Raw genomic sequence first — 23,588 nt, forward strand, 5'->3', positions numbered from 1 at the left:
TTAACTGTTTCCCTGGTTATCTTTTACATTACCTTCCATACGTAATCTTCCATTATTATTTTATAAGATTCGCCGCCAGCGGCACCACAATCACGGTCATCAGACCTGCCACTGCAATGGAAAGGCTGCTCATGGCGCCTTCGATTTCTCCCAATTCCAGGGCCTTGGCCGTCCCCACCGCATGGGCGCTGGTTCCAAGGGCCAGCCCCTTTGCCACCGGATGATGTATCCTGGCCAGCCTTAATATGGATTCCCCGGCCATATTGCCCAGGACCCCGGTGAGCACGATACTCATGACTGTCAGGGTCACGATGCCTCCTGCCTCCTGGCTGACCCCCATACCGATTGCAGTGGTAATGGACTTTGGCAGCAGGGTCACATAGTGGGTATGGGTCAGTCCCAGGACCCGGCACAGCAGGAAAACACTGACCGCGCTGGTGACCACCCCGGCCGTGATTCCAAGGATAACCGCATCCCCATGCTGTTTCAGCAGATGCAGCTGCTTATATAGCGGGATTGCAAGGCATACGGTGGCCGGAGTCAGAAGCCAGCTCAGATAGGATGCACCCTTATTATATGTTTCATAATCCATTCCTACTCCAAATATACAGGCAATGATCAGTGCGGCGGATACCAGCAGCGGATTCAGGATTGCCAGTCCGGTCCTTTTCTTCAGCCAGCAGGCAAACAGATATGCCCCGATGCTGAGGACCAGGCCAAAATACTGGGACTGTTCTAATATAAGGCGGATACTATCCCTTATGCTGCTCATGCTGCATTCCCTCCTTTGGCTTCCTGCTTTGCTTCCCTGCGCCCCATGACCCACTGGGCCATCCGTCCGGTCACGATCATGACCAGTATGGTGCTGACTGCTATGATTACAAGGAATGGGAGAAGCACGGCCCTGACCTCGGCTATGGATTCCACAATCCCCACGGTGGCTGGTATGAACATCATGGTCATGGTGTCCATGAGGAAATTGCCGGTTCCCTCCACGCTTTCCAGTTTCACTACCCCGCACATAAGTGCTGCCAGCATGATAAACAGCCCATACACGCCTGCCGGGACAGGCAGGGGCAGCACCTGGTACAGGATCTCGCCAGCCATGGTAATGCCCAGAACAATTCCAATCTGTTTTACATATTTCATCTTTATGCCTTCCTTCTGATGCTTTTGCCGGAGAAATGTCGAATCTGCCCCGCACATGGCTTTTATTCTACCACCCGGTTTTTACAGATTCAACCCGTAGATTGAGAAATACACAAGAAATACAATCCTGCACCGTTGCATTTTCCCCTCCCATCCCCTACAATAAGAAGATATCAGGCAGCCGCATCCGCCTTCCGGCCAGACTGGAAAAAGAAAGGAAAAACGCCATGAAAATAATCCATACCCCATCATTATCCCAGGAACAGACCAAAGACATACACGCCATCACCGGACTCTGCCGCCAGACAGACGGCACCGTCCTGTCCTGCCCGGAGGACGGGGATCATTTCTGGCTTTTATATGGGGACGGCAACCGTATGGATGCATTTTTCGCAGCCTATCAGATGGATGGTTCCTCCTGGGAATGCAGTGCATTTACCCGGCCGGACTGCCGCAATCAGGGGCATTTCCATGCGCTGCTGGAACAGGTGTGCAGGGACAGCCAGGAGGAAGGCGAACCTGACCTGTGCTTTGTCACGGACAACCGGTGCCCGGATACCCTTAAGACGCTCAGACATCTGGATGCGGAATTCTTATATGATGAATACATGATGGAGGCAGACCTCTCCCAGGCAAGGGGCGGACTGCGGCTGCAGGACCTGGACAGCCTCTGTTCCGTCACCGCGGAACCCATAACGGAGGATGGGGAAATGTCCCTGGCCATGTGGATTTCCTCCGGATTGGATTCCTCCCTGGGGGGGTCCTCCGAATCGGATTCCTCCCTGGGGATTTCCGCAATTCAGGTTTCTTCTGACCGCACTTCCCCTGCTCCGGCCAAACCATGTCCCGCTCCCCATCCGGACCGTGACAGCCTTCCCGCGGGCGCCTGCCGGATTGCAGTCCATGGAACCGGCGCCTACCTCTATGGGCTGGAAATCCTTCCCCAACATCGCCAGAAGGGGCTGGGGACATGGTTTTTATATCACATCATGTCCATGCTGGCAGGACAGGGCTGCCAGTGCCTGCGCCTTCAGGTATCAGGAACCAACGAGCCAGCCCTTGGCCTCTACAGAAAAACAGGGTTCCGCATAACGGAGACCCTGTCCTATTTCTTATATTAGTATTAGCTGCCTTTGGGGGCTGCCGCCCGTTATCAGTCCCTGCGCACCGTAACGCCCTGGGCCTCAATCCGCTTGCGTATCTCAAGCATCTTCTGGTCTGTCTCGGCAATTACGTTTGCGCACTTTCTGAGTTCTTCACTGATTTCTCCATTGTCGTCAATAAATGATTTCTTATACTTCAGCTGATGGTCCAAACTGGCCCAGAAATCCATGGCAATGGTGCGGATCTGCACCTCCACCCGGATCGGCTTCTTGCTGTCGGAGAAAAACACAGGAATCTCTATGATCATGTGGTAACTCCGGTAGCCGTTGGGCTTCGGGTTCTTAATATAGTCCTTGACCATGATCACGGTCACGTCATCCTGGCGCACCAGCATGTCGGCCACTTCATAGATATCATCCACAAAGGAGCAGATGATGCGGATTCCCGCAACATCATCCAGGTTCTTTTCCATTGATTCCAGCGAAACCTCAAACCCTCTGCGCTGAAGCTTCTCCACAATGCTTACGGGTTTCTTCACCCTGGACTTAATCATCTCAATGGGATTGCGCTGGTTCTTCACAGACAATTCATCATTGAGCACTTCCAGCTTTGTCTTCACTTCACGGATTGCGCAGGTATACCTCATCATTGCCTGCTGAAACTGACGCGCCTGGTTCACCCAGACTTCCGGTACCTGTACCAGATCCGGCACATTGACGATGGACTGATGAAGTTCGCTGTTGGGATTCATGTTAATGTTCATATTCATCGGTTCACCTCATTATCTGTTGCTATTTCATCTCATTCATCCTGCCTGATAGCCTCATGCGCCGCTGCATATGGTGCCGCTGCGCATGATACCACTGCGTACGATGCCGCTGCTCATGCTGCCGCATCATAGGCATCACATTGTCCCGACTATCTCCACTGCGTGTTCAAACCACGGCATATCCAGATACTCCACCTGTCCTGCATCCACCATCTGGGCAATCCTGGGGTCAATGGGAATCTGTGCAAGGACCTGTATGCCGTGCTCCTTTGCCACCTCTTCCACATGGCCTTCACCGAATACGCTGATGCGCTTTTTGCAGTCAGGACATTCCAGGTAACTCATATTCTCAACGATTCCCACAATGGGAATATCCATCTTCTTGGCCATATTCACTGCTTTTGCAACAATCATGCTCACCAGCTCCTGGGGTGAGGTGACGATAATGATGCCATCCACGGGCAGTGACTGGAATACGGTCAGCGGGACATCGCCTGTCCCGGGAGGCATATCCACAAACATGTAATCAATGTCCTGCCACAGGGTTTCAGACCAGAACTGCTTAACAGCGCCCGCAATCACAGGCCCTCTCCAGATGACAGGATCCGTATCCTTATCAAGAAGCAGGTTGGCGGACATGATTTCCACACCTTCCATGGATCTGGCCGGCAGCATCAGCTTGCCGTCCGGCGAAGTCATGACGCCCTCATTGCCGATGCCGAATGCCATGGGGATGGACGGCCCCGTAATATCCGCGTCCAGGATTGCTGTCTTCTTACCCTTGCGGTTCATGCTGACAGCCATCATGGAGGTTACCAGGGACTTTCCCACCCCTCCTTTGCCGCTGACCACACCAATTACCTTCTTCACGGAGCTGGCTGGATTAAGCGCCTCCAGGAATTCACTTTTATCAACGGTACGGCTCTCGCAGTTGGCGCTGCAGGAACCGCAGTCGTGGTTACATTCACTCATTTTCGTTCTCCTTCCAATTCTTGTTGGGCTGTGTCTGCTAAAAAGTTTCAAACACAAACCATATCATGTACATTATAAAACCATTTGAAACTATTGTCCATTCTTTACTCAATAAAATATACATGAAAGTAAAAAAACCATACCTTTTCCTGTAATTTTTTTACAAAATTGTGAACTTTTAACAATATCCCCCCGGCTTCATTTACTTTTTTGTGCTTAAATGCTAATATAATAATAGAAATATGTGAAAATTCTGTGAACAGATATATTTTTCATGCCAACAGGCAAAAGGAGCGGAGGTGCGCCATATGAAGGCTTCTACACTGGGGATATTCCGCCGCAGTCCGGCTGCATATGAACTTTACGCTGAAAATAATCCGGAACTGACCAGGATCAAGGTGGCGGAACATTACGTACGCAATAAAGGAATGGTGGATTTCTACCGCCATACAACGAAAACTGCCATGACCGCCGCAATCCTGGTCATGGTTGCCACACTCGCCGCTTTATCAGGCATCGGTTTCAGGACCATCACCCATTCAACGGCAAACAGGTATGCATTTGAGTCCTCCCTGGACAATCTGGTGCAGGAGAATGCGTCCATTGAAGAGATACGCATGGTTGATTACAGCAATTATTATATTTACGTGGATGACTCTGTCTGGAATGGATTCACACAGTCAGAAAAGTCCGCTTACTGCCTGGCACTTGCGGATTCCTTAAATGACGCCTGCCATTCCTATCATATATTAGGAAGCAGGAAACAGGCCCAGGTCTTTTTCTATGATCCGGACGGGAACCTTCTAGCCCAGCCGTCGGAGGACAGCGGGGAACACACGGTTTTACAATAGGATTACACCTTAAAAAGCGCGGACCATGGTTTGGGTTCACAGGAAACCCATACCATGGCCCGCGCTTTTTCCTTTTCCTTCTTCCCCATGCGGATACCCTTCTTTTATTTTACAGGTGGCAGATGAACCTGCCTTGTGATAGAATAGGTTAAATAATCAAAAACCACCCAAAGGAGGACGCTTATGGATTCACGCAGCCTGTACCGCAAACTGGAACTGGATTTTAATTTAAAGGACATGAAGGACGACTGGAGCTTCATGTCCCTTGACAATGATTTCATCTTCCCGGAATTTAAAAGCAGGTATATGGGACTGGTGGCTGATAATACAGAACAGATCCGGAAAGTTTATACAGCCACATTTCCCGACAGGGCAATCCTGGATGGGATTTTTAAAAGGAATGAGACGGATGTGCTGCTGTTCGCCCATCATGCAATGGGATATATTGCATCCGATGAGGGTTTTCCATTCCATGACATTCCCTTGGATTATCTTAGGGAAATGAAAAAGCGGCGGATTTCATTCTATATGCTGCACACGCCCCTGGACCAGTATGGTGAATATTCCACTTCCGTCAGTCTTGCGAAGGCGCTGGGCCTGCGGATTGTGGAACCCTTCTGCCAGTATGATGGACATACCCAGGTGGGTGTGATCTGCCAGACCGGAATGTCCTCCGTCCTGGAACTTAAGGATCAGGTGGCCCGCACGGTGGGGCATGACGCAAAGCTGTACCCATACGGGGAGCCGACCATCAAGGACGGCAGGGTAGCCATTGCCGCAGGCGGCGGAAGCTACCCATTTGTCATTACCGAACTTGCACAGAAGGATATCCACTGCTATATCACCGGATTCACCAAGCCCCTGCCCCACTTTGAGCCGACCCTGGAATTCCACAGGCTGGCCGGGAACCATGGGGTCAACGTCATCGGGGCAACCCACTATTCCACGGAAAAGTTTGCCTGCATGGCCATGACCGGATATTTTTCCAGGGCCGGGGTTCCGGCTGAATTCCTGGAAGGGACCTGGTATCTGGAGGACTTATAGGCAGTTCCAGGCATATTTGCCGTCCGTCTTGTCAAACCCGTAAAAGTCCGCAAAGGAAAGGCGGAAAATGTCCCGGCCGGTGACAGGCAGCTTTATCCGGTTCTTAATCAGGTACTGGTAGATACCGCTTCCCGATATGTCGCCTAACAGAAGGATGCTTTTGAGGATTCCATCCTCCACCAGGGCCTTCCTGTAATTGTGCCTGTCTTCCTCCGTGATGACCTGGGTGTTGTCACCCGCACAGTTGATATCGCCGATACAGAGGGCGGGCAGGCCAAAGAAATTCATGGTGTTCTTCATGGCATAGGTATCGTCATAAACCGTGGGGATGCCGCACATGTTCTTGGCTGCGGTCACTCCCTGCTTCATTGCATTGGGCCAGATCCCGGACAGGCCGCAGACATCCCCGGCCCCATAGACATGGGGAACCGTGGTTTCCATGTACTGGTTCACGGTTATGGCCCTTCCGGTCTCAATCTTGCAGTTTTCCAGGAAACGGATTTCCGGACGGACCCCTGCCGCCACTATGATGAAATCACATTCCAGCTCTTCCCCGCTGTCAAGGATCAGGGCCTGCACATTCCCGTCCGCATCCAGACGTGTTCCTGAGGCCTTGGCCGACAGCCGGAACCTGCATCCATGGGTTTCAAACAGTTTCTGGTATTCGGCTGCCGCCGGGGCATCCAGCTGCAGCGGAAGGATGCGGTCCGCCATCTCCACAATCACCGGGTTTATCCCCTGTTCCAGAAGCGCATAGGCGGCGTCCATGCCCACCAGGCCGGAACCTACGATGACAGCCTTTTTTCCAGGCCCTGCGGCATTTTTAACCGCCTCTGCGTCTGACAGGTCGCGGAACCCGAATACATTGTTTGCCTCCCTAAGCCCCGGCACGGGGGGAACCAGATAGTACGCCCCGCTGCATATCAAAAGCCTGTCATATGGTATCAATGTCCCATCGTCCAGTTCAACCGTTTCTTCATCACAGTGAAGCCCTGTCATGGCCTTGCCTGCAATCCAGTCAATGCCCTGGGACTCAAAGAAACCCGGCGGCGCAAAGTCTATCTCCTCTGCCGTCCTCTGGCCTCCCAGATATTTGTGCAGCATACAGCGGGAATGGACTTTTTCATCTTTGGACACCAGGACAATCTGCCCTTCCCGGTCCAGCTGGCGCAGCGTCCTTGCCGCGCTGATCCCGGCTGCGCCGGCTCCTACAACCACATATCTCATGACTGCACCTCCTCTACCCAGATTGCCTTTTTGGGACATGCCTTGACGCAGCTTGGCTCACTGCCGCTGTCCTTGCAGAAATCGCACTTGATGATCCGGCTTTTAGTGGTGCTGTCCGGCTTCAGCACACCGAAGGGACAGTTCATCACACACATGAAACAGCCGGCACAGCGTTTTTCGTCATACTCAACAATCCCTGTTTCCGGGTTCTTACTTAATGCGCCGCTCATGCAGGAGTTTACACATTCCGGCTCATCACAGTGGCGGCAGAACACGGGACGGTAAGTGCCGTCCGGCTGCCGGTGGATGAAATTGCGGCTCTCATTGGACGGGTCCGCCAGATTAAGGTCATATATGCTGCCTTTGTCCGCCCTGTGGGCATTCATACAGGCAAGTGTGCAGTTCAGGCAGCCATCGCACTTGCAGGCGTCAATCCATATTCGTTTCATAGCCACCCCTCCTATATATTCAGCGCTTTCCGTTTTTCTTCAATGATCTGTTCCAATATCCCCGCTGTTTCCACTGCATCGCTGTTCACAATGACCTGGCCTCCGGTAAGGGCCTTCATATCCTGTGTAAGGACCTTGGTCACCAGGCTGCTGCCTGTTATGAAGGGAGGAAGCCCCAGATGAAGGGGAAGCCCCAAAGCCAGGCCAAAGGCGCCGTCGGCCAGGGCCTGTTCTTCCAGCCACTGGGCAGCGGAGAGCACCAGGGGAAGCTGGGGGATATCCACCCCAAGGGCGGATGCAAGCTCGGTTGCCACCATCTCCAGCCTGCCGATGGCAAGACATGGCCCGAAGTTGAGCACCGGAGGAATCCCAAGGGACTGACAGACAGCCTTAAGCTTCGGTCCTGCAAACTCTGCTGCCTCAGGCGTCATAAGGCCGCAGTTTTCCAGGCCCCCTGATGAACATCCTGCGGTAAGTACCAGGATGTCCCTGGCAATCAGTTCCTTTGTCAGGTCCACGGTCAGCACATCATGGCCTCCGGCTGTCAGGTTGGAGCATCCCACCACCCCTGCAATCCCCTTGATGTCGCCGGATGCAATCAGGTCAATGAGCGGTTTCCAGCTGTCCCCCAGGAACTTCTTCAGGGAAACCTCGCTGACACCGGTAATGGTATTCTGGTTGCCGTGGTCCTTAAGGAGGTTAAGGGACACGATGGTCCGGCGTTCCCTGTAAGAAGCCAGAACATCCTCTATGATTTCCCTGCTGATGCGTTCCCTGTCCTCAAACACAAATGGTTTCAGCTGGGCATTCTGCTTCTTCGCCACATCGTCCAGACAGATCTGCTTAATGTGCAGTGAATCACAGATAGGCTCAATTCCGGGAAGGGTGCAGTTAAATTCACTGAGCACCGCATCAATGGCCCCTGTGGCAAGCACGGCCTCGCTGGTGTAGTTGTTGCCCGCATGACCGCTGAATATATCCTGGTAATGCACGCCGCGCAGCTGTAAATCCTGGCCCACGCAGGTGCAGCCCACCAGGCGGAAGCCCTTTGCCCCGGCTGATCTGGCCAGTTCCTGGACCTCCGGCTTCTTAAGCTGTTCCTGAAGATGCACGAAAATGGAGTGCTGATGGCCTGTTATCATGATATTGATGTAATCCGGGTCAATGACGCCAAGTCCCACGGGGGCAGGCATGATTTCCGGTTCCCCAAGCATGACATCGTTGAGGAGATTGGTCAGCATGAGTCCGTATACCCCGGTGGATATGCCAAGCTTCAGGCAGTGGAGCAGCATGTCAACCGGGTCTGAATTCAGGTTGGTGGAGCATTTGACCACGCCTGCACAGACCTCGGATTTGGCCCCGCCGGGCAGGATGCCAAGCTCCTTCCACTTCTCAAGGCGCGGGCCGTAAGCCAGCTTCTGCTGCAGCTTCATGGGTACGTAATCCGGCAGGTATAAATCATCCAGCACGGCCTGCGCCACGGCGGCAGCCTCGGTGTGCGGGTCGCTTTCCGGAATCCCGAAGAGTCCGCACAGATGCTTCAACGCGTTCATCCCCTTTATCTCCCCCTTTGCCAGGGCGGTCTGTTTCAGGTTCAGGGCAGTTGTCTCAATCACATGGATATAACAGCCGGATCCGGATGCAACGGCGCGCAGGAAATTCCTTGCCACGATTACGTCTGCCGACGCGCCGCAGATGCCATGGGGCGCTTCCGGGGTGATACGGCAGGGACCGTTGGAGCAGAGGCGGCAGCAGACGCCCTGAAGCCCGAAGCCGCATTTGACGGACTGGCCCTCCACCCTGTGGTGGGATGTTTCCATCGGAAGTCCTGCTATGTATCCTTCCAATGGCTTATCTGCGCTTTTGCAGGTTGTACAGCTGTAACAATTGTTCATGGTAAATACCTCCTGTTGAAGTTTTGAATGGAACTGTGGGTTTGGATTAAAAGAATAAAATTATGTATATCATAAAGTGGATAAAAATAATCCACTTTCTAAACAAAAAATAAGGTTGGTATTAAAAAAGGATATGGAATTCCCGGTCAGCAAAACAGCTCTGCCAGCGTCCTGTGCTTCAGCTCCCGCTCCAGGATTGCCTGTACCCTGGCCAGTTCGCAGTGGACCGTGCAGTTATGGCCGCTGCCATCTGCATACTCACAGCGGTACCCCTCCCTCAGACAGGGATTAAGGAAAAATTCCTCGTCGGTGGCGCGTATGACATCCAAAAGCGTAAGCACATCAAGGCTTTGTCCCAGGCTGCACCCGCCGCCTGCTCCCCTGCGGATAAGCACCAGCCCTGCTTTTTCCAGCTTCTTTAGTATCTTATAGGCAAACTGCCTTGGCACCTGCTCCTTCTGGCATATCTGCCCAATGGTCAGCTGCTCCCCGTCCTTCAGGGCGCGGATCATGCGCACCGCATAATCGGATTCTCTTGTTATCATCATGTTCATGCCGCCTTTATTGTTAAAGATATAACAATTCATATGTAATATTATACCAAAGTTGACAAAAATTATCAAGTATGAAAGTAATATTTATATAAAATGTTGCTTATCAGCCCGGCAGGTTGGAATCTATACAAATTATACAAATCTGTAGACTGCATTCAAAGTCCGGGGGACATCACCGCCTTTGTCAACATAGATGCTTCTATTGTAACGTATACCGTTCTTCTTAAGACATAATTCCAAAAAACACATGAAAATACCAATATCAATCCGATTGTAAAAAGACACCTTATCAGACGGCATGATTCCACGCTTACCAGCTTTTTTGTATCTGTAAACCGCCAAACCAACCGCATTGCATTCAACCATCCACGGCTGTGTGTTGCAGGAACTGGGAGCAAATCTTACAATGTCAGCCACATCAGCCAGCATATTTCCCGCCCATATATCCTCTGCGGTCCTGCGTTTGCTTTTGAACATGTTCTTTCGGAATTTTCTTTCATCATCAATTTTGGCAATGGCAATCATGATGACAAATTCCAGGCCATGGATTAAACCTTCTTCCGCTTTTCCAATCCCATACCATAAAGTGCCTATGTTTTTTGAAACCAGGTACAAATCCAACTGCCCGCCGATATATCCTATATTCTGAAGGTAATTGTCTTTCTTCTCGCTGTACAGCAGGATACAGTATTCCTGTCCCCGTTTACACGTTGTCTCATTTGCCGGCAGCACTTTTACCGCTGTTTTAATATCAGGACACAACGGTGTCAATGACGGATATACTTCTTCAATTTCCCTTATTTCCTCCCAAGAAATTGATTCATCCCCAATATTCCTGAAAAGATGGAATGATTTTCTTTTGAAAATCATTTGATAAAGCATGTTTTCATCTATCATGTTTTCCTCATATATTCTCCCCTCGGTGGAACGGGAGTTTTATACTACATTATAATTTTCCAACCGGAATTACTCTTTGTCATAAACAAAATGTTGATTTTCTTTTTTCTTATCATATTCTAACGCTTCATACCCTCCCTGCAGTTCCCGTAACAGTTCCTCTTCACTTGGCAGATATAGCTTATACTTTGAGGCAAAAATCTATGTTTCATTTTCTGGCAACGTATACCTGACTACAGATTCACTTTTATAGCCTTTCAAGCTGTCGTGTACTCCAATTTGATTTGATTGCCTCTTCTGTATAGAACTGACGGGCATTTTCATTTTCCACACGTATCTTATCCCTTTTCGTAAACTAATTCTGCAAACTGTCCATATTTTTTTACTGATTCCAGCCGAAAGCGCTTTAATTCCTCTTTTTGCGTAAACAAAGGAATCCCTGTCCCCAATAATACGGGTGCAACCTGCATTATAATATGGTCAACCATGTTATTATTCAACAGAGGTCTCAATATCGTGTTGCCGCCGATAATCCAGATATTCTTGTCTTTGTCTATCTGTTTTACAAATTCCACAACATCAGCATTTATGGATGTGAATCCATTTTGAGATAAATCACTGGCATGGGTAAAAACATAATTTTGGGTAGTCGGATAGAAATCCAAAATATTTTCTGCCTTTTCTATTTCATTAAATGTCCTTTTACCCATAATCGTAATATCCATTTGTTTATAAAACTCTTCATAATCTGTTTCCGTTGTAGTGCCCGTTTGATAAAGCCAATCTAAATTATGGGCTTTGTCAGCAAGATATCCATCCATCGTAATACAGCCATAAAAATATATGCTCATATCTAATGCTCCAATCATCTCCAAATTAAATATTATACTTCTTCAACCTCATTAACCTTAACAATTTCATCTATTATTTCTTTCGATTGCTGATGATAACCTCCTTTTCCCTATAAAAAGGCCAGCAAACCAACCACCAATACCTCCTACGGCAAGCAATCCATATGGTGCAGACATGGCAGGCTTTATTTTTCCGGCATTCCCATGGTCCTTTACTCCTCCTCGGAACAAGGCATAGTCAACCGTTTTTCTAAAAATAGCAGACCATGATATATTCTTCCTCATTCTCATCAACAATTTCAAATCCCACTTTTTTGTATAATTTCACGGCATAGTTTTCCTTTTGTACAGCAAGTGATGCCTGTTGATATCCTCTTCGTTTTAATATACAAAGCATTTCCTGCATTAAAGCAGTACCGATTCCCCATCCCCGATACTCTTTATACAGGGAAATGGCAAAGGAAGGTGTCGCATCATCTATATGTCCGTAATCGTTCATAATACGGACCCAGACAGCGCCGACTACTTTTGTGCCAACTTCTGCCACCAAAGCAATGTCGTCTTTTTTCTTCCCAAAATCCGTTACATATACCTGTAGCTCAAGCTGTTCGATGATTGATCTCAGCGGAGCGGGTACACCGATAATGTAATTCATGGATACCTCCAAGTCTGTTCTGACAGTTCAGCAGACCGGACTCGTCAGCGATATACGATATAGCGGTAATGCGGCATATCGACACCTTTATAATATTTTGTCCATGTGTCCGTCATTGTCATACCGTTCCTTATGGCTACATTTTGAGATGCAACATTGGTATCTCTGATAATAGAGCAGACTTCATCCGCTTTTAATATTTCAAACGCATACTTTTTACAGGCCTTTGCCGCTTCGGAAGCATACCCTTTATGCCAGTATAGCCGTTCAAAAAGATAACCGATTTCAAGCACTTCCTCATCTTTCCACTGCTGCATCGTAAGTCCACATTGACCAATCATTTCATCCGTCTGTTTAAGGATGACAGCCCATAATCCAAAGTTCCATTTTTGATAACGGAAAATTTGTCTATCCAACCATTCCTGCACTTCAGTATCACTAAACGCTCCTTCGTAAGCGTACATAGTTTCCTCATCCTGTAATATCTTGCATAAAGATTTGAAATCAGACTGATTCATCTCTCGTAAATACAACCTCTCCGTTTCAAATATCATATCATCCCTCAAATTTCAAATTTTCAGCTAGTGCTCCATCCAGTTTACTATAGTTTAGACAAAGCGTCCATATCAAGTGTCTTTTTCAACCTGCTTTTTCGGTCTCAAGTAAGCTAACGGCAGCCTTTTGTTCCGTGGTATAGGTTTTTCCAAATCGTATGACTTTTGCCAAAAAGTAAGGGTTTTGCCCCGTAGTATCATTTTACTGATAACCACATGGCAAAAGTATTTCCATTACATAATGGTGGGGTAAATTTCTTCGTCAATTTTACCCATCTTACATTACACTTTCTCTAAAGTAAAGTTATTTTGATTTTTCTTTATCATATTCCAATGCTCTGTACTCTCTTTGCAATTCCTGTGACAGCTCTTCTTCGCTTGGAAGGTATAGATTATACTTTGACGCAAAAATCTGTGTTTCATTTTCTGGCAATGTATACTTTACTACAGATTCACTTTTATCCGCACAAAGTACAATTCCTATCGGTGGATTATCCCCCTCATTCATCAATTCACGTTCGTAATAATGGACATACATCTGCATTTGCCCCAAATCCTGATGTGTCAAATCTCCGATTTTTAAATCAATTAATACAAAACATTTCAAAATATAATTATAAAAAACAAGATCTATTCGGAAATGCCGGCCATCAAATGTAATCCTCTTCTGTCTGGCAACAAAAGAAAATCCTCTCCCCAATTCTAAGAGAAACTTTTGCAAATGCGTTATCAATGCTTCTTCAAGATCACTCTCATAAAAATCGTCTTTTGGATTCAATCCCAGAAACTCTAATACGTATGGATCGCGGATAATATCCTCTGGTACTTTTGCAGCCTCCAATTTCTGGATTTCTTCCGAAACTTTTTCTTTATTTTGGCTGGATAACAGCCTTTCATAAAAGAAAGAATTAATTTGCCTTTCCAACTGCCGTGTACTCCAATTTGACTTTATTGCCTCCTCTATATAGAACTGGCGCGCGTTTTTATTTTCCACACGCATAAGCAAGCGATAATGTGTCCAACTCAATTCGCTACGCAGTGCGTAGCTTTTTGGAAATGTAAGATAAAACTGGCGCATATTTTTAAGATTTGCAACTGTGAATCCCTTTCCAAAATCTGTAGTCATCTGTTTGGATAGTTCTGCTATTAGGCGGACTCCATATTCCGCCTTTTCCTCACCGCCCTGCTGTTCTACGATACTTTTCCCTATATTCCAGTACGCTTCCACCATCGCAAAGTTTGCAGTTTGATATACCTTGTTTCTGGCTTCAGAAAGAATTCTTTTAATCTGCTCATAAAATTGTTGTTCCATGGCTCCTCCTTCTTTCAATTACTGTTGTGAAAATAATATCATAATTTTATACACTCATCCAAACTTTATATAGGCAAGTGATATCTCCATTTCAATATCATCTAGTTTTTCCCATAGTATTTTTTATAAAACTTTTTTGAGGGTTTCCAGATTTTATGTAAATGAAACGTACAAATAATAAATCCCTGCAATCTGTCTGCAGATGGACAACAGGGAGCTTTCAAAAAAATTCGACGGAGGCGATGCTTCAAAGCGGAGACTGGTCGTCACAAGGGCAAAACTTTCGCAGATGGTTTCATCAGGCCAAACCTGTTCCCCATCTAATCCTTTGCCCAGAATGCAACGCTATCCATGTGCATCCAAAGGGGCTGCCCTGCGCCGTCATCCCCATACATATTCTCTATGATGCAATCCAGGTCCTACTGCCCGTCCCGGTAATGGGCCTTCCAATGTTCCATGGCAATCAGCCGCTCCTTTTAAGGGCAGGAATGAATCCTCAAACATCCCCAATCCCCTTTCTTACCCCAGTTCCGATTCAGCTGTTCACCGCGTTCAGCAGATACTCCAGTGAAAACGCCTTCCCCTTCGCCATCCAGTCCTCCAGGCGTCCCTTATTGATATCTGAATGCTCCACCTCCCTTGAGAAGCGGTGGGCAACATCCACAAAATCCAGGAATTCCAGCTGTCTCCCATTCTGCTGCCAGACAGCCAGCGCCAGTTCCTCAATTAACAGGGTGCAGGCCGCAGCCATTTTCATTTTCCTGAAAGGACTGTTGTTATAGACCGCGCCGCAGAAATAGGTAAATACAAAGTAAACCATGAGCTGTTCCCTCCACAGCGGCAGTTTCTTTCCCGCCGGACCATTCAGGAACGCCGTCCTCATTTCCCCATACACAGTCTCCCCTTCACCGTACAGGGTCCTGTCCGCCCGGCTGGCAAAGTCCGGCCAGTCCTGTCCCAGGACCTCCAGATCTTTAAAAATCCCGAACATCTCCTTCACGATGCCATAACGCGCCACCTGGGTCATCCGGTAATCCGCCAGTTTCCTATGGAAAAATCCGTCCCGCTCCTGTATCGCACGGTAATCATCACTGCTGCCTGCGTACCGCATGAGCAGTGCATCCGCATCAAACAGGCGCCCCTGCCGTATGCGCCGCTCCAGGTCATGGGCCAGTGCAAGGCATATGGAAATACGCATGCTGATGTCCATTGACCTGTCCTGCAGTAAGGACAACGCCAGCTCCCGTGTATCCATCAGCTTTGTATAAAGGAAAAAATCAAAATCTTCATAAGATTCCGCCTTCCCGTCCTCCTTTGTGATGAACCGCACCGGCTCCTCACAGCCCAGGATAAGCTTTGCCGCCTCAATGCAGGACATGCACAGGGATATTTCCCTGCATCCCTCAAACTCCTCAATGTGTCTTGGATAGGTGCGGCAGGTCCTGCAAAGGTTCTCTGGCCCTGTCTCGGCGTAGATATCACAGAGGTTTTCTTCATTTAAAAATGCACACCTCCCCTCATACTGCCTGAATGAGGCTTCCTTCCAGTCAATGGAGTTGTGAAGGCGGTTTCCAAATGGGCCTTTCATCTGCCGGTAGTTCTCCAGCGCCTTCCTGTCAATCATGATGGCCCACCCGGCGCAGCAGGTATCCGTACAGCCGGATGCGATGCACCGGAATTGTTTATAATAGTGCGGGATTGTGTATATCATTCGCCTCTCCTGCCTTCCAGCTCCAGAAGCATTTTCTTCACATCCATCCCAGCCGCATAGCCGGTAAGGCTGCCGTCCGCCCCCATGACCCGGTGGCAGGGAATCATTATGGATATGGGATTATGTCCCACTGCCCCGCCCACGGCCTGGGCCGACATGGTGGGCCTTCCCAGTAACTCCGCCACTTTCCTGGCGATTTCGCCGTAGGTTGTGCTTCTGCCATATGGGATTTCACATAATATCTTCCATACCATCTGCCGGAACGCGCTGCCCTGGGGTTCAAGGCTTGGAAGGAATCCAGGCTCCTTGCCCTTAAAATATGCATCCAGCCAGGTCCTTGCCTCATCAAACACGGGAAGTTCCGCTTTTTCTTCATACAGACCCGGAACCCTTTCTGATTCCTTAAGCTTCCACCCCCCGCCGTCAATACGCTCCAGCATGTTACGGTCCAGCGTGCTTCCATAATATTTCTGTCCCTCTATCCACAGGCCTGTTATGCTCTTCCCATTGCTGGAAAGGGTGAGAAGTCCTGCGGGGGAAGGTATTTTACATATGTATACCATATAAACCATTCTCCTTTTCTTCTATCATGTTTCCTTCCGTTACCTTATCCTTATCTGAGCTTCCTCACAGGAATGTATTCTCCCTGACACCTGGAAGCAGGTCATAAATCCCGCATCCCATCCGCTCCTCAAAATACTCCTTGATTCCCAGTATCTTCTTCCATCTGGGCACTGTGGAGGGGTGCGTCCCGTATCTAAGGGTCACGTCCACAAACCGCTTCTCCAGAAGGCAGAACCCGCTGGGCAGGGCCAGGGAATCGCATAACTGCACCAGACGGTCATAATCATCATACACCGCTGATTCGATGAATTGTTTCATGAACTGCCGGTCCTCCTCAGGCATATCGAATACGCCGATGGATGTCCCTATGTCCTGAATCATGAAGGCATGGCTGATGCAGATTTTAGCCGCCTCATCCCACCCATGCTCCATGCATCTGCGGTATCCCTCTATCAGGTGGCGTTCCGATATCCGGCCCGGAAACCGGCCCACGTCATGGAGAAGCCCCGCCACGTAGGCGTGTTCGTTGTCAAGCCATCCGCACCGGGATGCAATATATTCACAGGCCATGGCCACATATCTGGAATGGTCCACCCAGATTCCCGGATTCTGTTCCCCGGCCCATACCAGTTCTTCCTCAGCCCGTTTTCTGTCTGGCAGCATGATAAACCTCCTTGTTGTATATACCAGGGTGTGTTTTCATTTTCCCAATATCTCTGTTCATTGTACTACCAAAAGGGATGAAGGGCTACTCTTTTTATTGTATTATATCCCTGCCTATTATATCCCTGTGTTCCATACCATATGGACATGCGGATGGCAGGAATGGATTTTCAACATCCCTTAACACGGAAAAAGCCGCCGGACGTCCCAACAGACGGCCCGGCGGCCATATCATCATATCATCAGACCTGCGGGAACCCTTTATTCCCCCACATAGTACTCCTTCACCTCATATTCCCTCAGCGCCTCTTCATCCGGCTCAAATCCCAGTCCCGGCTTCTGGGGCGCATGCATGTATCCGTCCTTGTCAATGAGCACCCGGTCCTCTTCCCTGAGGATATAATCCCGGCGTTCCACGGTCCACACCGGAGGATCAAACGGGTATTCCAGGTACTGCGCGTCACTGACCGCACAGGCCATGTGGAGGTTGGCCAGAAGGCCCACTCCATTGGACCAGGTGTGGGGACAGAATACGGCGCCCTTGGACTGGACATAATCCGCAATCTTCCTGGTTCTTGTAAATCCTCCGCATAAAACCGTATCCGGCTGATATACATCGTAGCTTCCCCTGTCCGCCAGATCCCGGAAATCATGCCATCTCCGGTTCATTTCCCCGCCCGCAATCCTCAGGCTGGTCATCTGCCTGAGCCTGGCCAGATTATCGTAGTCCGCATGGTGCAAGGGTTCCTCCAGCCAGTATACGTCGTATTTTTCCAGTTCCTTTGCAACCTTAAGGGCTTTCTTCAAATCCCATATCCGCTCCACGTCCCAGGGCATCTTCCAGGCCTGGTTGCCGTCCACCATGATTTCCATCTTATCGCCGATGGCCTTCCTGACTTCCTCCACCACCTTGATGTCCTCCCTGACATCCTCATGGTGGAAACGGATTTTCATGGCCTTAAATCCCATCCCCACATATTCCTTTGCCTTTTCTGCCCTCTCCCCGGCGCTGATGCGGGCGCCGCAGGAACAGTAGGCCCTCATCTTATCCTGTTTCCCGCCCAGCAGTTTGTAGATGGGCTGGCCGCATTTCTTTCCGATGATATCCCACAGCGCGATATCCAGGGGCCAGCACCTGCCGTAATGGAAATCAATATTGTCAATCACCTTATTATGGTTCTCGATTTCAAAGGGATCCTTCCCGATAAAAAACTTCTCATGGCCTGCAAATCCGGTCATCAGATCACCGGAGCCAATGCCTGTTATGCCTTCATCGGTGTGGACATACACAATCGTGGACGCAAACTTCACCCTTGGATTGGGGTCCCATGACGCCAGGAACGGCGGGTACAGCGGCTTTGCGTACTGTTTGATCTCAATACCTGTTATCTTCAATTTTTATCCCCCTCTTCTTCCTTCTTTGAGTAAATATCATATTTCCCCGGGTTGCGCATGATTTTCAGCAGGGCCGCACAGGACGCCATCTGCAGGAACATGGAAGGAAATCCTCCGATGCTGGCCAGCGTCTTGGCGCCACCCACGCCCGTGAATACCGCCATCACGGCCGCCATGGCCCCGATTATGACGCCCCACAGGATTTTCATGGAAACAGGCGCCTCCATCTGTTCCTCCGACATGCCCGAGGTGCACACCGACGCAATGGCATTGGTATTGGAGTCAGCCGCCGTGACAAAGGAAATGAAGGTGGCCAGGACGAACACAGGCACACACAGCTGCCGCAGGGGCAGTACCCCAAAGAGCTTATACACAATGGACTCCGCCCCGGAGGTTTCCAACAGTGGAAGCAGGCTTTCCTGCATATGCATATGGATGGACGTGCCTCCGAAGATGGCGACCCAGACCATGGAAAATGCAGTGGGCACAAACAGGTTGATGATGATACAGTCCCTCACCTTATATCCCCTGGCAAGCTTCCCCAGGAACAGGGCGGTCACAGGGGCCCACGCCAGGTAGCTGGCCCAGTATCCCACCTTCATGTTGGCAAGGCTGGACCAGGCGCTGTTTCCCAGGTTCATGGAATCCGTAAACAGGTTGCGCATGAAAAATGAATCCAGCATCTCCCCCACGGATTCCATGCCGAAGTTCAGGATGAAACGGGTAGGACCGAACACGAATAGGAACAGGATGAGGAAGGAAAATATGTACACATTGAAACTGGACAGCCATTTAATCCCCTTCATCAGTCCAGAGGACGCGGAAATCGTATACACCAGGATGATGGCTGCCATCACAAGGATGAGCATCACGCTGCTGTTGGGGATTCCCGTTATATTGGAAACCCCGCCTGCCACGGAGAATGCACCCGTGGACAGGGAACCCGCCATGCCTGCGCACAGGATGAAAATACACAGGGCGTCAATGGCATCTGAAAGCCTGCCCTTGATGGCCCGCTCACCAACCAGCGGGTATATGCAGGCGCCTAAGGTAAAGGGCTTTTTCATATTGTAGTACACGAACGCAAACACGGTTGCGGCCAGGGCATAGATGGCATACGGGGTAATCCCCCAGTGCAGGTACATCTGGGCCATGGCAAATACGGCTGCCTGGGGCGAATCCGGCTCCAGGCCGAAAAACGGCGATGGGTCGCTCATCAGGTACAGCGGTTCAGCGGCAGCCCAGAACATAAGGCCGGCCGCGATGGTGGTGCACAGGCTGATGGCAAACCAGTTGAATCTGCTGAGTATGGGTTTGGCATCCTTTCCGCCTATGACCGTGTCCCCGAACTTGGAAAAACAGGCGTAACAGCAGACCACCACCGCCACCATCCCATATCCGGAGAAAAGCCACCTGAAGTTCCCCCATATCCAGTCTTTTATATGATTAATGAATTTCAGGAATACGTCCTGGGATACGAATCCCAGAAACAGTACCAGAAGCAATACCAGGAACGGCGGCCAGAAAACCCATTTCCTGAGCCTTCCCTTCTTATCAGTCTTATCTGTCATCTATCTTTTCCTCCTCTTTACAGGATGCGCTCCTGTCAGCATGATCCCCGTCACAATGGTCCCAAGCAGGATCACAACAATTGCATAGGTAAACATTCTATAATAGCCGTCCATTCCCGCATCAATCCAGTTCCCCACCATGCTGTACATGAAGGTATCCGGCAGATACCCGATGGCGGCCACGATACCGACCGTTCCCCCGATACAGGAGGAATCAATGGAATTCTCTGAAATCAAGGCATAATACAGCCCCTTAATCCCATAGACGGCAATGGAAAATGCAATAAAGCCAAAAATCCCCAGCATCAGGGAAGACATATCATAGGGCTGGATGATGAATACCAGGATGGAGGCCAGCATCAGGATAAAGCCCCCGAATATGATTTTATAGCCGGACCTGGCCCGGTCCGCCAGATAGCCCGCCAGGACCGCGCCCACAATCTGGATTCCGTAACGCCATGTGGAAAGGAACCGGCTGACCTCGATGGAGGAATTGTAGGCTTTCAGGAAAAACGGCGGCACAAAGCTTAAAAGTGCGTACATGGAATACCCCGAAAACACAATCAGGCACATGATCCAGACCCTTGGATTCAATACCACATCCCGAATCTCCTGCTTCAGCGGAATGGTGCGCTCCACATGGATGTATTCGTCCGGCACGACAAGGACCACGCCGATGCCCAGTATGATGTTCAGGATGGCATATGCCTTAATGACCCATTCAAACCCGAACCTTCCCTCCCCCAGCGCCTGAAACAGCAGCTGGATCACAAAAAAGGTCACGCCTGCGAAAATCCCCTTCCCGGCCTCCATCCATCCAAATATCCGCCCCTGTTCGTATCTGCCTCCCAGGTTCTTGAGGATGCGGATGGATGTGGAAAAAAAGGTCATGACCGTGGTGATCCCCATAAGGGCAAATATGATTTTCAGTTCCCCATAATCCGGAAAACGTGAGAACCAGAACCCAAGGATGCCCGTGCCTGCAAAGGGCAGGAACAAAAGCCACCTGGAATTCAGCCGGTCCGAAAGAAAACCACCCGCAACATACATGACCAGGCTCACCGTGGAATAGATACTGGAAAGGACCCCGAATTCCTGGTTGTTAAGGTTCAATGCCTGACAGATGGGCACATAGAAACTGTTTCTGATATAGGGCAGCTCAAAAATCAGGGCCAGGCCGGATACCAGCACCAGGAACGTGCTTATTTTCTTAAAGCTGTCATTCATATCGTTCACTCCTTTGCGTCTGACTTCTCGAAAAGCTCATCCTGGGCCTGGCTCAGATACAGGTACTCCTCATATGGAAAATGAAGCCGTATGATGGTTCCCTCCCCCAGCACGCTGGATATCCCAATCCTGCCGTCATGGGCCTGGATAATGGACTGGCAGATGGAAAGCCCCAGGCCGATCCCATTCTGGGAACGGCTCCTGGATTTGTCCACCATATAGAATGGTTCCGTCAGCCTGTCCAGTTCCTCCTCCGGTATGCCTATCCCAAAATCCCGTACCGATATCTCCTCTACAGCGCCTTCCCTGGTAACCGCATCCACTATGATACGTGAATGTTCCCCGGATGCCTTCACGCTGTTATCCAGCAGGTTCACAAGAAGGGTTGCCAGCAATTCCTCATCCCCGTACATATAAGCATCGGGCCTGTTCCTGTATTCAATCCGTATATCCCGTATTTCCGCCTGGGTCTGTATGGAAATGCACGCCATATTCACCACCTCATCCAGACACACCCGCTTTTTCTCCACCTGTCTGGATTCCACAATCAGGAATCCCATGATCTTCTTCACCAGGGAATTCAGCCTGCGCGCCTGCATCAATATATAATCCACGGCCTCCTCCCTGCACTCCCCGGTACAATCATAGGATTTCAGCATGTCCGCGTAACCGATGATGGACGTAAGAGGGGTTTTTACCTCATGGATGAAATTGTCAATGGCAAATTTGTAATTGCGGATATTGTTTTCAATGGCGCCGCACATGATATTGAAATTCCCGGATAATTCGTTCAGTTCATCCGTGCCCGTGACCGGAAGCCGGTATGCATAATAATTGTTTGAGACTATCTTTACCGCCTCATTTATCTTCTTGATGGGAACCGTGATGATGAGGGAGGCTGTCAGCATGATAAAGGCCGAGACAACCGACAGGATGCCGCACAGGAGGAACAGGGTCTGGAGCTGGGCATTGCACCTGCCATACACATCCGACAGGTCCCTGACCAGCACCAGCCTTGCCTCCTCCCCGCCCAAGGACAGGGGTTCCTCTGCAAACAGGTAATTCACCTTATTGATGGCTACTATCTCAAGAGGCTCCCTCTTTATATCATAGCCAAAATCATAGCGCAAAGGCTCCGGCTCCAGTCCGAAGCCGTCATATACCTTCTCCTGTCCGCAGAATACCTGGAAGTACGTATCCTCCGGAATCAGGGGATTCCCAAATGCCGCAAGACAGCTGCCGGACTTCTGATACGCCGCCTCCGCCTCCTCCTTCATCCGGCCCGCCATCCAGACAGCCTGGGCTTCCTCCGACTGGAGGTTCCGCTTGTGTCCGGAAACCGTGGTAATGATACCGCAGACAGCAAATAAAAGAATACTGGCAATCAGGGAACTGATGAAAATTTTCTGCCATAATTTCATTTTATAAATCATTTCTGCCCTCTTTTATCCTCCAGGATATATCCCACTTTTGTCACGGTCCTCAGCTCCTCATTCAGCCCGGCCTTTTTGCGCAGACGCTGGACATGGATTTCCACGGTCCTGCTGCTTTCCAGGTATTCCTGCCCCCAGACGTGGGCTGAAAGTTCCTCCCGCCTGATTACCTTGTCCTGGTTTTCCATAAAATACCGCAGCAGTTCAAACTCCTTGGGCGTGATTTCCAGCTCCCTGCCGTCCTTATGCACGGCGTGCCGGTCCACATCCATCACGATATCCTTAAATTCCAGCTTCCCGCAGGCCCTCTCTGTGCGCCTGAGCACCGCCTCAATCCTGGCTATCAGGTCCGCGCTCTCAAAGGGCTTGGTGATATAGTCATCGGCGCCGGCCCGCAGCAGGCGCACCCGGTCCACAAGGCTGGATTTTGCAGAAACCACAATAACCGGCAGCTGCAGTTTCTTGATGGACTCAAGGACCATTTCCCCATCCACATGCGGCAGCATCAGATCCAGGATGACCAGGTTATACTTCTCCTCCTCCAGCATCACCAGCGCTATCTCCCCATCCTGGGCAATGACCGCCTCATAACCTGCAAAGGAGACATGTGTCTTTATTAATCTGGCAATTGAGATATCATCTTCTATTATGAGTATTGTTTTCATACCACACCCCGCTATTTTCAGATTTTAGTCTAATTATACCAGATAACAATACAATTGTGGGACGGAACCATCAGAA

The 23,588-nt window shown here is 49.8% G+C and carries 24 protein-coding genes; 3 read left to right on the top strand and 21 right to left on the bottom strand.

All coding sequences use genetic code 11. From position 1 onward, the window contains the following. Positions 1-55: 55 nt before the first annotated feature. Both MCJ35_RS14175 and MCJ35_RS14180 read right to left on the bottom strand, forming a co-directional pair. Positions 56-763, bottom strand: a complete 708-nt coding sequence (locus tag MCJ35_RS14175; RefSeq protein ID WP_025486657.1) for an LrgB family protein — start codon at positions 761-763, stop codon at positions 56-58. Positions 764-768: 5 nt separating this feature from the next. Continuing rightward, positions 769-1,149, bottom strand: a complete 381-nt coding sequence (locus tag MCJ35_RS14180) for a CidA/LrgA family protein (RefSeq protein WP_025486656.1) — start codon at positions 1,147-1,149, stop codon at positions 769-771. Between the two features lie 227 nt (positions 1,150-1,376). Here MCJ35_RS14180 and MCJ35_RS14185 point away from each other — a divergent pair, with 227 nt between their 5' ends. After that, positions 1,377-2,270 carry a GNAT family N-acetyltransferase gene (locus tag MCJ35_RS14185; protein ID WP_025486655.1) on the top strand — a complete coding sequence of 298 codons (894 nt, stop codon included), beginning with the start codon at positions 1,377-1,379 and terminating at the stop codon, positions 2,268-2,270. Positions 2,271-2,302: 32 nt separating this feature from the next. Here the strand turns inward: MCJ35_RS14185 and MCJ35_RS14190 are convergent, their stop codons facing one another. Together MCJ35_RS14190 and MCJ35_RS14195 are read right to left on the bottom strand one after the other, a co-directional pair. After that, positions 2,303-3,016 carry a GTP pyrophosphokinase gene (locus MCJ35_RS14190; RefSeq protein WP_025486654.1) on the bottom strand — a complete coding sequence of 238 codons (714 nt, stop codon included), beginning with the start codon at positions 3,014-3,016 and terminating at the stop codon, positions 2,303-2,305. Positions 3,017-3,157: 141 nt separating this feature from the next. Then, complete coding sequence (locus tag MCJ35_RS14195; RefSeq protein ID WP_025486653.1) at positions 3,158-3,994, bottom strand: Mrp/NBP35 family ATP-binding protein; 837 nt, start codon at positions 3,992-3,994, stop codon at positions 3,158-3,160. Between the two features lie 308 nt (positions 3,995-4,302). Here MCJ35_RS14195 and MCJ35_RS14200 point away from each other — a divergent pair, with 308 nt between their 5' ends. After that, entirely contained in the window at positions 4,303-4,845 is a 543-nt protein-coding gene (locus tag MCJ35_RS14200; protein WP_025486652.1) for a hypothetical protein, read from the top strand. A 183-nt stretch (positions 4,846-5,028) separates the two neighbouring features. After that, complete coding sequence (locus tag MCJ35_RS14205) at positions 5,029-5,889, top strand: Nif3-like dinuclear metal center hexameric protein (RefSeq protein ID WP_240299544.1); 861 nt, start codon at positions 5,029-5,031, stop codon at positions 5,887-5,889. Here the strand turns inward: MCJ35_RS14205 and MCJ35_RS14210 are convergent. The 17 genes from MCJ35_RS14210 to MCJ35_RS14295 form a co-directional block, all read right to left on the bottom strand. Beyond that, positions 5,884-7,116, bottom strand: coding sequence for an NAD(P)/FAD-dependent oxidoreductase (locus MCJ35_RS14210; protein WP_025486650.1), 1,233 nt, complete (start codon positions 7,114-7,116; stop codon positions 5,884-5,886). The two genes, MCJ35_RS14205 and MCJ35_RS14210, sit on opposite strands and share 6 nt — an antisense overlap. Further along, on the bottom strand, positions 7,113-7,565 hold the full coding sequence (locus MCJ35_RS14215; protein ID WP_008717597.1) for a 4Fe-4S dicluster domain-containing protein: 453 nt from the start codon (positions 7,563-7,565) through the stop codon (positions 7,113-7,115). The genes MCJ35_RS14210 and MCJ35_RS14215 overlap by 4 nt, the downstream gene beginning before the upstream one ends. An 11-nt stretch (positions 7,566-7,576) precedes the next feature. Beyond that, complete coding sequence (cooS, locus tag MCJ35_RS14220) at positions 7,577-9,460, bottom strand: anaerobic carbon-monoxide dehydrogenase catalytic subunit (RefSeq protein ID WP_025486649.1); 1,884 nt, start codon at positions 9,458-9,460, stop codon at positions 7,577-7,579. Between the two features lie 146 nt (positions 9,461-9,606). Beyond that, positions 9,607-10,008 carry an RrF2 family transcriptional regulator gene (locus MCJ35_RS14225; protein WP_227807818.1) on the bottom strand — a complete coding sequence of 134 codons (402 nt, stop codon included), beginning with the start codon at positions 10,006-10,008 and terminating at the stop codon, positions 9,607-9,609. Positions 10,009-10,146: 138 nt separating this feature from the next. Continuing rightward, positions 10,147-10,911: a nitroreductase family protein gene (locus MCJ35_RS14230; protein ID WP_025486648.1), complete on the bottom strand. Its 765-nt coding sequence runs from the start codon at positions 10,909-10,911 to the stop codon at positions 10,147-10,149. A 338-nt stretch (positions 10,912-11,249) separates the two neighbouring features. After that, positions 11,250-11,762 (bottom strand): dihydrofolate reductase family protein, encoded by a 513-nt coding sequence (locus MCJ35_RS14240; protein ID WP_025486647.1) that lies wholly within the window; start codon positions 11,760-11,762, stop codon positions 11,250-11,252. 250 nt (positions 11,763-12,012) lie between these two features. Beyond that, complete coding sequence (locus tag MCJ35_RS14245) at positions 12,013-12,417, bottom strand: GNAT family N-acetyltransferase (protein ID WP_025486646.1); 405 nt, start codon at positions 12,415-12,417, stop codon at positions 12,013-12,015. A gap of 44 nt (positions 12,418-12,461) precedes the next feature. Then, a complete protein-coding gene (locus MCJ35_RS14250) occupies positions 12,462-12,971 on the bottom strand; it encodes a GNAT family N-acetyltransferase (RefSeq protein WP_025486645.1) in 510 nt (169 codons plus the stop codon). Positions 12,972-13,275: 304 nt separating this feature from the next. Next, positions 13,276-14,283, bottom strand: coding sequence for a PDDEXK nuclease domain-containing protein (locus MCJ35_RS14255; RefSeq protein WP_227795498.1), 1,008 nt, complete (start codon positions 14,281-14,283; stop codon positions 13,276-13,278). A gap of 535 nt (positions 14,284-14,818) precedes the next feature. Further along, positions 14,819-15,994: a flagellin lysine-N-methylase gene (gene fliB, locus MCJ35_RS14260; protein ID WP_025486644.1), complete on the bottom strand. Its 1,176-nt coding sequence runs from the start codon at positions 15,992-15,994 to the stop codon at positions 14,819-14,821. Next, positions 15,991-16,557 carry a methylated-DNA--[protein]-cysteine S-methyltransferase gene (locus MCJ35_RS14265; protein ID WP_025486643.1) on the bottom strand — a complete coding sequence of 189 codons (567 nt, stop codon included), beginning with the start codon at positions 16,555-16,557 and terminating at the stop codon, positions 15,991-15,993. Before MCJ35_RS14265 ends, fliB begins: the two co-directional genes overlap by 4 nt. A 64-nt stretch (positions 16,558-16,621) precedes the next feature. Continuing rightward, positions 16,622-17,221: an HD domain-containing protein gene (locus MCJ35_RS14270; protein ID WP_008717619.1), complete on the bottom strand. Its 600-nt coding sequence runs from the start codon at positions 17,219-17,221 to the stop codon at positions 16,622-16,624. Positions 17,222-17,482: 261 nt separating this feature from the next. Continuing rightward, a complete protein-coding gene (locus MCJ35_RS14275; RefSeq protein ID WP_025486642.1) occupies positions 17,483-18,616 on the bottom strand; it encodes a mandelate racemase/muconate lactonizing enzyme family protein in 1,134 nt (377 codons plus the stop codon). Next, positions 18,613-20,187: a BCCT family transporter gene (locus MCJ35_RS14280; protein WP_025486641.1), complete on the bottom strand. Its 1,575-nt coding sequence runs from the start codon at positions 20,185-20,187 to the stop codon at positions 18,613-18,615. Before MCJ35_RS14280 ends, MCJ35_RS14275 begins: the two co-directional genes overlap by 4 nt. After that, positions 20,188-21,414 carry an MFS transporter gene (locus tag MCJ35_RS14285; RefSeq protein WP_025486640.1) on the bottom strand — a complete coding sequence of 409 codons (1,227 nt, stop codon included), beginning with the start codon at positions 21,412-21,414 and terminating at the stop codon, positions 20,188-20,190. It lies immediately after the preceding gene. Between the two features lie 5 nt (positions 21,415-21,419). Then, positions 21,420-22,847 carry a HAMP domain-containing sensor histidine kinase gene (locus tag MCJ35_RS14290; protein ID WP_025486639.1) on the bottom strand — a complete coding sequence of 476 codons (1,428 nt, stop codon included), beginning with the start codon at positions 22,845-22,847 and terminating at the stop codon, positions 21,420-21,422. Next, positions 22,844-23,512, bottom strand: a complete 669-nt coding sequence (locus MCJ35_RS14295; RefSeq protein ID WP_025486638.1) for a response regulator transcription factor — start codon at positions 23,510-23,512, stop codon at positions 22,844-22,846. Before MCJ35_RS14295 ends, MCJ35_RS14290 begins: the two co-directional genes overlap by 4 nt. Positions 23,513-23,588 lie beyond the last annotated feature (76 nt).

It is taken from the genome of Enterocloster sp. OA13 (assembly GCF_022440595.1).
GTDB classification, from domain to species: Bacteria; Bacillota; Clostridia; order Lachnospirales; family Lachnospiraceae; genus Enterocloster; species Enterocloster hominis.

Coding starts and splice junctions, on each gene's coding strand:
- MCJ35_RS14180 (WP_025486656.1), bottom strand. CDS start 1,149: ATGAAATATGTAAAACAGATTGGAATTGTTCTGGGCATTACCATGGCT.
- MCJ35_RS14185 (WP_025486655.1), top strand. CDS start 1,377: ATGAAAATAATCCATACCCCATCATTATCCCAGGAACAGACCAAAGAC.
- MCJ35_RS14190 (WP_025486654.1), bottom strand. CDS start 3,016: ATGAACATTAACATGAATCCCAACAGCGAACTTCATCAGTCCATCGTC.
- MCJ35_RS14195 (WP_025486653.1), bottom strand. CDS start 3,994: ATGAGTGAATGTAACCACGACTGCGGTTCCTGCAGCGCCAACTGCGAG.
- MCJ35_RS14200 (WP_025486652.1), top strand. CDS start 4,303: ATGAAGGCTTCTACACTGGGGATATTCCGCCGCAGTCCGGCTGCATAT.
- MCJ35_RS14205 (WP_240299544.1), top strand. CDS start 5,029: ATGGATTCACGCAGCCTGTACCGCAAACTGGAACTGGATTTTAATTTA.
- MCJ35_RS14210 (WP_025486650.1), bottom strand. CDS start 7,116: ATGAGATATGTGGTTGTAGGAGCCGGCGCAGCCGGGATCAGCGCGGCA.
- MCJ35_RS14215 (WP_008717597.1), bottom strand. CDS start 7,565: ATGAAACGAATATGGATTGACGCCTGCAAGTGCGATGGCTGCCTGAAC.
- cooS (WP_025486649.1), bottom strand. CDS start 9,460: ATGAACAATTGTTACAGCTGTACAACCTGCAAAAGCGCAGATAAGCCA.
- MCJ35_RS14225 (WP_227807818.1), bottom strand. CDS start 10,008: ATGATGATAACAAGAGAATCCGATTATGCGGTGCGCATGATCCGCGCC.
- MCJ35_RS14230 (WP_025486648.1), bottom strand. CDS start 10,911: ATGATAGATGAAAACATGCTTTATCAAATGATTTTCAAAAGAAAATCA.
- MCJ35_RS14240 (WP_025486647.1), bottom strand. CDS start 11,762: ATGAGCATATATTTTTATGGCTGTATTACGATGGATGGATATCTTGCT.
- MCJ35_RS14245 (WP_025486646.1), bottom strand. CDS start 12,417: ATGAATTACATTATCGGTGTACCCGCTCCGCTGAGATCAATCATCGAA.
- MCJ35_RS14250 (WP_025486645.1), bottom strand. CDS start 12,971: ATGATATTTGAAACGGAGAGGTTGTATTTACGAGAGATGAATCAGTCT.
- MCJ35_RS14255 (WP_227795498.1), bottom strand. CDS start 14,283: ATGGAACAACAATTTTATGAGCAGATTAAAAGAATTCTTTCTGAAGCC.
- fliB (WP_025486644.1), bottom strand. CDS start 15,994: ATGATATACACAATCCCGCACTATTATAAACAATTCCGGTGCATCGCA.
- MCJ35_RS14265 (WP_025486643.1), bottom strand. CDS start 16,557: ATGGTATACATATGTAAAATACCTTCCCCCGCAGGACTTCTCACCCTT.
- MCJ35_RS14270 (WP_008717619.1), bottom strand. CDS start 17,221: ATGCTGCCAGACAGAAAACGGGCTGAGGAAGAACTGGTATGGGCCGGG.
- MCJ35_RS14280 (WP_025486641.1), bottom strand. CDS start 20,187: ATGACAGATAAGACTGATAAGAAGGGAAGGCTCAGGAAATGGGTTTTC.
- MCJ35_RS14285 (WP_025486640.1), bottom strand. CDS start 21,414: ATGAATGACAGCTTTAAGAAAATAAGCACGTTCCTGGTGCTGGTATCC.
- MCJ35_RS14290 (WP_025486639.1), bottom strand. CDS start 22,847: ATGATTTATAAAATGAAATTATGGCAGAAAATTTTCATCAGTTCCCTG.
- MCJ35_RS14295 (WP_025486638.1), bottom strand. CDS start 23,512: ATGAAAACAATACTCATAATAGAAGATGATATCTCAATTGCCAGATTA.